The sequence below is a fragment of the Corallococcus sp. AB045 genome (assembly GCF_003668895.1).
GTDB classification, from domain to species: Bacteria; Myxococcota; Myxococcia; order Myxococcales; family Myxococcaceae; genus Corallococcus; species Corallococcus coralloides.
On record NZ_RAWN01000257.1, the window covers coordinates 1 to 11,560 of the forward strand.

The 11,560-nt window shown below is 71.9% G+C and carries 2 protein-coding genes and 2 pseudogenes; all 4 read right to left on the reverse strand.

Annotated elements, in window-relative coordinates; genetic code table 11:
- Positions 1–10,232 (reverse strand): SDR family NAD(P)-dependent oxidoreductase (locus D7Y21_RS36885; RefSeq protein ID WP_121718189.1); only part of this gene is annotated, 10,232 nt, incomplete at its 3' end.
- A 312-nt stretch (positions 10,233–10,544) separates the two neighbouring features.
- A pseudogene (locus D7Y21_RS43180) lies at positions 10,545–10,930 on the reverse strand (DUF5953 family protein).
- On the reverse strand, positions 10,931–11,008 hold the full coding sequence (locus D7Y21_RS43715; RefSeq protein ID WP_370039805.1) for a hypothetical protein: 78 nt from the start codon (positions 11,006–11,008) through the stop codon (positions 10,931–10,933).
- Positions 11,009–11,114: 106 nt separating this feature from the next.
- Positions 11,115–11,366, reverse strand: a pseudogene (locus D7Y21_RS43720) (DUF6310 domain-containing protein); the annotation flags it as partial.
- Between the last annotated feature and the right edge of the window lie 194 nt (positions 11,367–11,560).

Below are 11,560 nucleotides of genomic sequence, written 5' to 3' on the forward strand. Positions count from 1 at the left end.
GGGGCGGGGGGAGGACCCGCGGGGGGCGTCGTGGGCGCCGGTCCCGTGGTCTCGATCCAATGGCGCTCCCCGGCGAACGGATAGGTGGGGAGGCGCAGCCTGCGCGGCGGGGAGTCCCGGTGCAGGGCCCGCCAGGGCCAGGGCGTGCCCTCGACCCAGGCGCGCGCGACGGTGGCGTGCTCGCCCCGGGTGACGAGCGCCAGCAGCTCGGCCTCGGCGGGCGCGGCGCCGGCCACGTGCGATGGCGAGAGGCTGGCCGTGAAGAGGCCCTGGGCCTGGAGCGCCCCCGGGTCCTCGGCGTGCGTCACGTAGGCGCGCAGCCGTTCGCGGGCCGTGGCCAGATCCGCGGCCACGAAGGCGAGCCGGGCGGACATCGCCTCCCGTCCCTCTTGCAGCGTGAACGCCAGCGCCTCGAACTCGCTCGTGCCCCAGTCCCGCCGGGCATCGAGGAGGTCGAGCAGCCGGCGCGCCTGGACGCGCAGCCGCTCGGCGGTGCGGGCGGACAGCACCAGGACGTGGGGCCGCGCGGGGCGCGGATGGCTCCGGGGGGCGGGCGCCTCCCAGGACTCGATGACGAGGTGCACGTTGACGCCGCCCGCGCCGAAGCTGCTGATGCCAGCGCGCAGGGGCTCCCCGGGCCGCGCCTGCCACGGCGCGGCTTCGCGCTGGACGTGGAAGGGCGTGCTCGCGAAGTCGATGTGCGGGTTGAGCTGCCCACCATGGATGAGGGTGGGCGCCAGCCGCCGGTGCCGCATCTGCAGGAGGACCTTGTGGAGCTGGGCGATGCCCGCGGCCGACTCCAGGTGTCCGATGCTGGCCTTGACCGAGCCGATGGCGCAGAAGTCCCGGTCCGGGGTGTGGCTCCGGAACGCGTCCGTCAGCCCGGTGACCTCGATGGGGTCACCCAGGCTGGTGCCCGTCCCATGCGCCTCCACGTACCCGATCGACCGGGCGTCCACGCCAGCGCGTCGCAGGGCCGAGGCGATGACCTCGGTCTGCGCCACGGGGTTGGGCACCGTGTAGCCGTGGGTCTTCCCGTCGTGGTTGTGCGCGCTGCCCTTGATGACCGCGTGGATGGTGTCTCCATCGCGCAGGGCCATGACCAGGGGCTTGAGCAGCACTGCCCCCACGCCCTCGCCGGGGACGTACCCATCGCCCCCCGCGGCGAAGCTGCGGCAGCGGCCGTCGCTCGACGCGAAGCGGTTGGCGCAGAGCATCACGTACTTGCTCGGGTGCAGCGACAGGTTCACGCCGCCCGCGATGGCCACCTCGCACGCTCCGGAGCGGAGGCTCTCGCAGGCGAGGTGGATGGCATTGAGCGACGACGAGCAGGCGGTGTCGATGGTGAGGCTCGGACCGCTCAGGTTGAGCGCGTAGGAGACCCGGTTGGCGATGGAGAAGGACTGGGTGCTGAACGGGATGCGGTTGCCCCGCGCCCACTCCTGCGCGCCGAAGAGGGCGTATTCGTTGTAGGTGACGCCGACGAACACGCCCACCGGGGCGCGTTGATCACCCGCGTCCGCCTTCGCCAGCCCCGCGCGGGTGTAGCCCGCGTCCTCCATGCAGGACCAGGCGGTCTCCAGGAACAGGCGCTCCTGCGGGTCCATGTACCGCGCGATCAGCGGGGAGATCTGGAAGAAGGCCGCGTCGAAGCGATCCACCCGCTTCAGGAAGCCGCCCCACTTCGCGTAGAGGGACCCCGGCTCGCGGCGCGTGGCATCGAACAGGGGGCGGTAGTCCCAACGCTCCGTTGGGATCTCCTCGATGCAGTCCCGGCCCGTCTCCAGGTTGTGCCAGTACTGCTCCAGGTCCTCCGCCTGGGGATACCGGCCGCTCATCCCGATGATGGCGATGTCCCCGGCGCCAGCGCCGTCCCCCGGCGCGGGCACGGCGGGCCGCGGCGGTGCCAGCGCGGCTGGGAGCGGGGCCTGACGCGTGAGGCGCTGGACCTGCGCGCCGTGCTCCTGGCCCAGGTAGACCGCCAGATCCGCGAGGCTCTTGTACTTGAAGAACAGGGTGATCGGGAGCTTGCCGAAGGCCGCCTCCAGCTTCTGGTGGAGCTCGGCGATGAGGATGGAGTTCATCCCGTAGCTCTCGAAGTCGGCCGTGGGGCTCACGCTGGCGGGATCGAGCCGCGCCGTGGTCGCGAGTGCCTGGGTCAGGAAGTGGAGCGCGTCGCGCCAGGGCTCCGCGGCCTCCACCGGTGACTCTTCTCGTGGAGCCGGTCGCTGCGCCGCGGCTTCGACGGTCGCGGGGGCCGCTGGCGCCGGGCTCGTCACGAACAGCCGCTCCGCGGGCCCCGTGAGCAGCCAGTGCCGCGTCCGCGTGAAGGGGGTGCCCGGCAGGGACACGCGCCGCAAGGGGCGCGGGTAGAGCCGCGAGAGCTCCAGCGCGGCCCCGCTCACCCACAGGCGGGCGAGCCGGTCGAGCTCACCTCCGGAGATCAGCGCGTCCAGGAAGGCCGCGCCCGCCGCACCGCCCAGGAGCGCGTCGTTCGCGCGCGCCCCGCCCGCGTTGTCGGCGTGCACGTGCTCGGCGGAGCCGCGTTCGAGCCAGCCGTCGAGCCGCGCGGCGAGCTCCTCCAGGTCGCGCACCACGGTGGCCAGGCGCTCGTCCAGGACCTCGCGTCCCACGGTGAGCGTGTAGGCCAGATCCTCCAGGCGCGGCGGCTCCGGCGCGCGCAGGGCCTCGCGCAGCCGCTCCGCGCTGAGCCGCAGCTGGGCGGGGTCGCGAGCGGAGAGCACCACCAGATGGGGCCGGGGGGAGGCCCCTGCCGGACGGGGCGCCTGCCGGTACTCCTCCAGGACGATGTGCGCGTTGGTGCCTCCGAAGCCGAAGGAGCTCACGCCCGCGCGCCGGGGCGCTTCGACGCCTTCCCCGTCCACCGGGGCAGGCCACGGACGGGTGCGCGCGTTGACGTAGAACGGACCGCCTTCCAGCCTCAGCTGTGGATTGGGCGTCTGGAAGTGAAGGCTGGCGGGGAGGGTGCGGTGGCGCAGCGCGAGCACCGTCTTGAGGATCCCCGCGATGCCCGCGGCGGTCTCCAGGTGTCCGATGTTGGTCTTCACCGAGCCGAGCGCGCAGTGGGGCTGGGACGGGAAGGGCCGCTGCCAGCGCGCGGAGAGCCGCTCGAAGGCCATGCGCAGGCCGGCGACCTCGATGGGGTCCCCCAGCGAGGTGCCCGTCCCGTGCGCTTCGATGTAGCCCACGGTCGCCGGGTCCACCCGGGCGTCCTCGTAGGCGGCCACCAGCAGCTCGGCCTGGGACTTGGGGTTGGGGGCCGTCAGCGCCTGGGCGCGGCCGCCGTGGTTGATGGCCGTGCCCCGGATGACCGCGTGAATGGTGTCCCCGTTGGCCTCGGCGCGCGACAGCGGCTTGAGCAGGAGGGCGCCCAGGCCCTCACCCCGGACGTAGCCGTTGGCCGAGGCGTCGAACGTCTTGCAGCGTCCGTCCTCGCTCAGCATGCCCGCGCGGCTGAACGCGAAGTACAGGTGCGGACTGAGCAGCAGGTTGACGCCGCCCACGAGCGCCAGCGTGCACTCGCCCGAGCGCAGCGCCTGGACCGCGTGGTGGATGGCGACCAGCGAGCTGGAGCAGGCGGTCTCCACCGGGAGGCTGGGGCCGTGCAGATCGAGCAGGAAGGAGAGCCGGTTGGGCAGCACCGAGTGGGCCTTGCCCGTGGCGGTGTGCGCGTCCGCGGCGATGCCGGAGTCCCTCAGCAGGTCGTGATAGTCGGTCGTGCCGATCCCCACGAACACCCCGGTCTGGCTGCCCGCGAGGGAGGAGGGCCGGTAGCCGGCGTCCTCCAGGGTGTTCCAGGCCAGCTGGAGGAACAGGCGGTGCTGGGGGTCCATCAGCGCCGCCTCGCGGGGCGTGATGCGGAAGAAGGCCGCGTCGAAGTGCTCCACCCCGTCGACGAAGCTGCCCCACCGGATGTGGGTGCGGTTCGGCTCCGTCAGCGGGTTGCCTTCGAGCGCGCGCCAGTCCCACCGCGTGGAGGGAATCTCCTCGATCAGATCACGGCCCTGCTCGAGGTTGCGCCAGAAGGTGCCCAGGTCGGGGGACTGGGCGAAGAGGCCGCCCATGCCGATGATCGCGATGGGCTCCGGCGAGGCGCGTCCACCTCCCGAGGGGGCGATGCGTGCCGGAGGCGGCGGCGCGGGCTGCTCCGCCGGAGCGGAAGCCTCTTCCACCGGGGCCGGGGAGGCCGCTGGCGGCGGCGCATCCGGAAACAGCGAACTCAAGGCCTCGCGCTGCGTGGCGAGCAGATGTCCGGCGAGCGCGCCCAGCCGGTCGTGCTCGAAGAGCATCGCGGCCGTGAGGTCCACGCCCAGCTGCTCGCGCAGCCGGTTGGCGAGCTGGGTCATGGAGATGGAGTCGAAGCCGAAGTCGCGCAGGTCCGTGTCCGGATCCACGTCCGCCGCGTCCATCTTGAGGATCGACGCCGCGGTCTCCACGATCCGGGCCTGCACCCGTTCGCGCAGGTGTCCGTCCCGGGCCACGGGGCGGAGCTCAGGCTCCGAGGGCGGAGGCGCGGCGGGCACGGGCGGAGGCGCGGGCGGGCAGGGCCGCGCCACCGTGGCGAGCGTCTGGCAGAGGGCGCGCACGGAGACGTGTTCCGCCAGCCGGCGCGAGCCCAGCGTCTGGCCCATGCGCTCACCCAGCCGGGTGCTCAGCATCGCGAGCGTGGTGGGATCGAAGCCGTGATCCTCCAGGCTCGCATCCGGATCCACGTCCGCCCGGTCCACGCGGAGCACCTCCGCGATCGTCGAGAGGACCGCGTCCATGTCAGCGGGCGCGGAGCTGGAGGGCGGCGGAGCGGGAGCGGGCTCGGGGACCTGGACCACCGCGAAGGCCTTGTCGATCTCCGCGACGTCGCCTTCCACGACGGCCATCACGGGCTCGGTGGCGTTCAGCGCCCGCACGAAGAAGTCCAGCCCCGCCTGCGTGCTCAACGGCTTCATGCCGAGCGTCCGCAGCAGGTGCTGTTCGACGTGCGCGTCCACGCGCATCCCGCCCTCGCGCCACAGCGGCCAGGCGATGGAGAGCGAGCGTCCGTGGCGCTGGCCCTGGGCGACCTGGGCCGCGCGCCTGCGCGCGAGCTGGTCGAGCCAGCGGTTGGCGAACGCGTAGTCGCACTGCCCCACGTTGCCGATGACGCCCGCAAGCGAGGAGAACAGGACGAAGAAGTCGAGCGGCAACCGCCGCGTGGCGTGATCGAGGTGGAGGGCGCCGTCGACCTTGGGGCGGAGGACCTCCGTCACGTCCTCCGGGCGCTTCTGCGCGACCATGCCATCGCGCAGCACACCGGCGGAGTGGATGACGCCGTGGAGCGCGCCGAAGCGGCGCACGGCTTCGGTCACGAGCGCTTCCACGTCCTCCCCACGGGCCACGTCCGCCCGCAGGTACACGGCCTCCGCGCCATGGGCCGCGAGCGCCTGGAGCTGCTCGCGCATGGCCGCGTCCTCCGGCGCGCGTCCGGCCAGCACGAGCCGCGCCTGGAAGCGCTGGGCCAGGAACCGCGCGAAGAGGAGTCCCAGGCCGCCACGGCCGCCGGTGATGAGGTAGACGCCGCGGTGCCTCAGCAGGGGCGTGGCGTCTGGTTCGGGCAGCGAGAGCCGACGCAGGCGGAGGCGAGCGCGGCCCGCCGCGTCCAGGCGGACCAGATCATCCGGAGCCCCGGAGCGGGAGAGCTCCTGGAGCAACGGCTCCGCGGCCGGGCGCGCGACTCCATCCCCGAGCCGCACCGCGCGGTAGCGCAGGGCGCCGTGCTCGCGGTTGATCGTCTTGCAGAACCCCGACAGCGCGGCGTGCGGTGATGAGGTCTCGTCGCCGGCCTCCACGCACAGCAACTGAAGCGGGGGCACCGGCCGGGTCTGGAGCCACGCCTGGGTGAAGCTGATCAGCGAGTGGAGCCCCAGCTCCAGCACCTGCTCCAGGGACGGCTGCTCCGCGCCAGGGCCGTGCTGCCCCGTCGTCCATGCATGGATCGCGGCCGAGGGGACGCGGCCCTCCTGCCGCAGGGCCTGAAGCAGCCGTGCGGCGTCTGCGGTGCTGGCGGGCGCCATCTCGAAGACGCCGTCGCCGAGCGAGCGGAAGCCCGTCCCCGGCCGCACGAGGATCACGGGCCGTTGGGTCCCGCCGCGAAGCGCATCGCGCAGGAGCGTGTCCCGGTCGAAGATCAGCAGGGCCCCGTCCGGGCCGGACGACGTGCGCTCCACCGGCTCGGGGACCCAGGCTTCGCCCAGGACGCGGGTGGTCTCACGAGCCGGTCCGCGAACCTCCCGGATCGCGAAGTCCTCCAGCCGCACGAGCAGCGTCCCCGCCGCGTCGAGCAGGCGGAGGTCGAAGGTCTCCACGTCCTTGCGCCGCGCCTTGCGGGCGACGTGGACGAAGCACTCCGGCGGCAGGGGATGGTGCAGGTGCACGGCCGCGAGGGAGAACGGAAGCCAGGTCCGCTCCGGGGCCGCGGCGCCGCCTTCGGGCTCCCGCGCGAGGAGCCCGATGACGGCTTGCAGGGCGCCGTCCAGCAGGCCAGGGGGGAGGGTGACGTCCGCGGGCGCGGGGTGCGGCCCGGGCAGGCGCAGCGCGGCGATCGCCTCATCCCGTCCCACGTGGAGCGCGCGGATGGGGCGCAGGGATTCGCCATACTCGAGCCCCCGCGCGGCGAGGAGGCGGTAGGCGTCCTCCGCGGACAGCAGGTGCGGACAGCGCGCCTGGAGGTCACCGGGGGCCTGGAGTGGCTCCGCGTGGCGCGGTTGCTCTCCCCGCGACAGCCGGCCCTGGGCATGGAGCAGCCCGTTCGCTCCGACGAGGCGGAAGCCCAGGTGCTCGCCCTCGGCCTGGAGCTCGAGGGACACGTCGAGGGTCCCGCTGTCTGGCGACGGCACCCCGGGGCTCGCCCAGGTGATGTCGCGAAGGGCGTGGACGGTCTCCGCTCCCGCCAGCCTCGCCGCGGCGAGGGCCATCTCCAGGCACACCACTCCCGGGAGCACCGGCTGGCCGCGGACGCGGTGGTCGGCGAGCAGGGGCTCCGTCGCGGAGAACGTCGTGGCGAAGCGCACGCACGAGAACGTGGAGATGTTGCGTCCCAGCACCGGGTGCAGCCGCGAAGGGACTCCACCGGAGGGGCTCCCAGACGCCGCCTCCGTCCGGGGCAGCCAGTACGAGCGCCAGGCGAAGGGGTAGGTGGGCAGCGGGTGACGGCGGGGGGGACCCTCGGGATACAGCGTGGACCAGTCCACGTCCTGTCCGTCCACCCAGCGCGCCGCGAGCTCGCGCAGCGCCGGGGCCTCCGTCCCTCGCGCGGACAGGGCGTGGGTGGTCTGTCCGGCGCGGCCCGTTCCCTGGAAGCAGTCCTCCGGAAGGGATGACCCCTCCAGGTAGCGCCGCAACTGCCCGCGCAGCGCCTCCAGGCTCGAAGCGACGAACGCCAGCCGCGCCGCCATGGGCTCGCCGCGGATCTGCGACGAGTAGGCGATCTGGCTCAGGCTGGCCCGGGGCGCCGTGCTCCCGGAGGCGGCCTGCCGTTCAATGAAGCGCAGGAGCCGCTCGGCGTAGGGGCGGAGCCGGTCCTCCTTGAGCGCGGACAGGACGACCAGGCCGGGCCGTTCAGCCGCCGGGAGCGCGGTCCGGGGCGCCACGTACTCTTCGATGATGACGTGGGCATTGGCACCGCCCGCGCCAAAGGAGCTCAACCCCGCGCGCCTGGGGGCGCGCTGTCCCGCGCGGGTCGTGGGCTCCGGCCAGTCGCGCAGCTCCTGCTGGACGCGGAAGGGCGTGGCCGCGAAGTCGATGAAGGGGTTGAGCCGCCGCGAGTGCAGGGACGGGACGAGCTTGCGATGGCGCAGCTGGAGCAGCACCTTGGTGATGCCGGCGACGCCCGCGGCGGCCTCCAGGTGCCCGACGTTCGACTTCACGGACCCGATGGCGCAGCTCCACCCCGGCGCGGTCCTGCCCCGGAAGGCCTTGCCCAGGCCGGAGATCTCGATGGGGTCTCCCAGGCTCGTGCCCGTGCCGTGCGCTTCGATGTAGCCGATCGTGTCGGGCTCGACGCCCGAGCGCTCCAACGCCTCGGAGATGAGCGTGGCGTGGACGTCGGGATCCGGGACGGTGTAGCCGTTGGCGCGTCCGCCGTGGTTGACCGCGGTCGTGCGGATGACGCCGTGGATGAAGTCCCCGTCGGCCTCCGCGCGCGACAGGGGCTTGAGCAGGACCGCGCCCACGCCTTCGCCCGGGACGTAGCCGCTGCCGCCCTCTCCGAACGCGCGGCACCGGCCGTCACTGGAGAGCATGCGGTGCTCGCTCAGGAACACGTACTTGCTCGGGTGCAGCATGAGGTTGACGCCGCCGACCAGCGCCTGCTCGCACTCGCCGCGCAGCAGGCTCTCGCGGGCCAGGTGCAGCGCGGTCAGCGACGACGAGCACATCGTGTCCAGGGCCAGGCTGGGGCCGCGGAAGTCGAAGAAGTAGGAGATGCGGTTCGCGATGGACGCGGCGAACGAGGAGGGCGCGACGGGGTGTCCCTGGAGGGTCTCCTCCACGCCCAGCAGCGCGTACTGCCCCCACATCACGCCGACGAACACGCCCACGCGCCGGCCCCGGAGGGCCCGGCCCGGCTGGCCCGAGTCCTCCAGCGCCTGCCAGGCCGTCTCCAGGAACAGCCGCTCCTGGGGGTCCATGAGCTCGGCCTCGCGCGGCGACAGGTTGAACAGGCGCGCGTCGAACTGATCAAGGCCCTGGAGGAAGCCGCCCCACTTGCCCTGGGTGGTGCCCGGGCGGCTGCCGGTGGGATCGAACCAGCGGTCGTGATCCCAGCGCTCCTTGGGGACCTCGGTGATGCAGTCCTGCCCGGCCTGGAGGTTCTCCCAGAACGCGTCCAGGTCCCCCGACCGCGGATAGCGCCCCGCGATCCCGATGATGGCGATGGGCTCGTCCAGGCGAGGGAGCGGCGAAGGCGCCGCGGGCGCGGGGACGTCCTGCCGCGCGGGCGCGGGCGCCCCGGCGCTGGGGGGAGGGGCCTGCCGGAGGGCGAGCCCCGCCACGCCCTGGGCATGGTTCCGTTCGAGGTAGGCCGCCAGCTCGCGCAGGGTGCTGTGCTCGAAGAGGAGCGTCGGGTAGAGCTTGCAGTCGAGGTCCTGCTCCAGCCGCCGCACGACCCGCAGCAGGTGGGTGGAGTCCAGTCCCTGGGAGTAGAAGTTCTCCGCGTCGTCGAGCGCCCCGGGCTCCACCGACAGCTCGGAGGCGAGCAGGCCGCGCAGGTAGTCCAGGATGGAAGAGGGGCTCGTCCCGGTCGTGGGGGCCGTGGGGGCCACCACCGGGGCGGCGTGAGGCTCGGAGGCCCGCGCATCGCCATTGGGGCGCTGCAGGCGGGAGATGAGGGCTTCGGAGCGGATGCGCTTGGTGGACAGCTTGCGAAGGGACGCGAGCCGGTGCCCGTCCGGTGAGTAGAAGTCGATGACGCTGTGGAAGAGGTCGTCGGCCACCAGTCCGGTGCTGGCCTCGCGCACGTGGACGAACACGCGTTCGCCCAGGGCGCGCACGGCGCGGAACGACTCGATGTGGATGGGGATGAAGGGCTGGAGGGCCAGCTCCGGCCGCTGTTGCATGAAGAGGAACGGCAGGAGCGTGGAGCTGTCCAGGAGGACGGGGTGGATGAGGAAGTCGTCCAGGTGCTCACGGGCGGGCGGGCTCAAATGGAGCGCCGCCAGCACGCCGCCGTCATGGAAGTAGAGCCGTCCCTGGCCCTTCATGAACTCCAGGTGCTCGATGGCCGCGCCGCGCGCGTACACGTAGGCGTCGTCCACGTCCGAGGTGCGCGTGGCCTGCTTCATCAAGGCCTCCACGTCGAGCCGGCCCTCGAAGGGCTCTTGGGTGACGTGGACCTCGCAGCGGAAGTTCTCGACGGCGCCCGCCGCGCTCCCGCCTCCAGCGGGGAGGGGGCTGCTCTCCGCGACCACCCGCCAGTGCCGGGCGTCCGCGTCCTGGGGTTCGAAGCGCAGGCGCACGCGCCGGTCGAACTGCTCCGTGGTGGCGATGGGCTCGCTGAACAGGACGTTGCGAAGCTCGACCGCTGGGAGGTCGAAGCCGCGGGCCTTCAGGGCTCGGAGCACCAGGTCCAGGAAGACGACTCCTGGCAGGATGCGGACTCCGTGGACCCGGTGATCCCGGACCAGCGGATCTTCATGACTGATCGTGGTGCTGCACTCGAACGCGTGTCGCAGGTCGGGCACGGTGGTTTGTCCTGGAGACCGTGCAATATAACTCAGCGTGTTGTTTCATTGAGACAAAAGTATTTAATGCGTGCGGATCCAGCGTGGAGGGAATCTGGAAGTTCTCGTCGGCAGATAGGCTTTCTAGGAAATGCTTGGGTTGTGAGAAACATTCGGTGGGAGATGGGATGCGTCTGTTGCCGTAATTGCCTGCTGTGTTTTTTTTCCTGGGAGCCGACGCCGTGAGGTTTCACGGGGCTTCCAGCCTGGATCGCGAGGCCGGCGGACGCGCCCGGGGGATGTGAAGGGCCGTGCGGCGGAGCAGGGGTGTGCTCAGCGTCCGCCGATCTCCGGGAAGCGCTCGTAGGCTCGCAGGAGCGCCGCCAGGTGGTCTGGTTTGTCGAGATCTAGGGGCGCGTCCGTGAGTTGCAGGAGCCATCCATCCGCCGGAGTGCGCCGTGCCCGCGAGAGCCACTCCGCGTCGCGCGAAGGGGCCGGGAATCCGAGCGCTCGCGTGGCATGACCCCAGAGTGCCCGCGCACCGTCTGCGATGGCTCCCAGCGCGTTCGCAACGTAGATGGAGCTGAAAGCCTCCATTTCAGGTGCAGCCCGGGAAGTGCTCGCTCCAGTCCGTGGACGATGGTGAGTGCGCGGTCGTCGTTGCCCTGTGATGCCGGTGCGTAGACAATCACTGCAATCTCAATGGGGCCGGAAGGCATTCAGCCCCAATCTATGATGACAACGTGGAGGGATGGGTCCGCGAGCTTCAATGCGGTCAGGTGCGCTTCGCTGCGCACTCCAATGACGAAGTCGTAGCCACACTCTCTGGCGAGCTTCGCCTCGCCTCGCCTCGCGTTGCAGTTCGGGCAGCTTCATGGAGACGAAGAACTTTCGGGATCGGGGCGAGTGCTTCTCGAAGTCGTCCGTCGTGACTTCCCACAACGTTCGACGAGGCAGCGCCAAGGCGTCGTGGTGTTTGCCATTGATGAACACGTTGAAGCCGGGAAAGCTGTTGCCAGGAATCTTGTCGGCGCACTCCTGCAACGTGCTCAGCCGCAATCCGTGTGCCAAAGCGAAATCCCGTTGCGTCTGCCCGCTCGCCTCGAACGCTTCCTCGACGCGCGCCCACTCCTGCTTCTCCACCTGCTTCGCCATGCCCCGAAGCGTCCGCCGCGCGCCGTTACCCCGGCAATCCCTCACGGCACGTCGTTGGCCGGACGGTGTAACCGTCCGGCCAATGACGTGCCGGGAGGCTTGATGCCAGACGCGGACCGTGCTCGGCGGGCGCCGCGAGAAGTGAGCTGTTCAGGGACTGGGCTGGAGGGGTGACTCGAGCGGGTCAGCGGCGC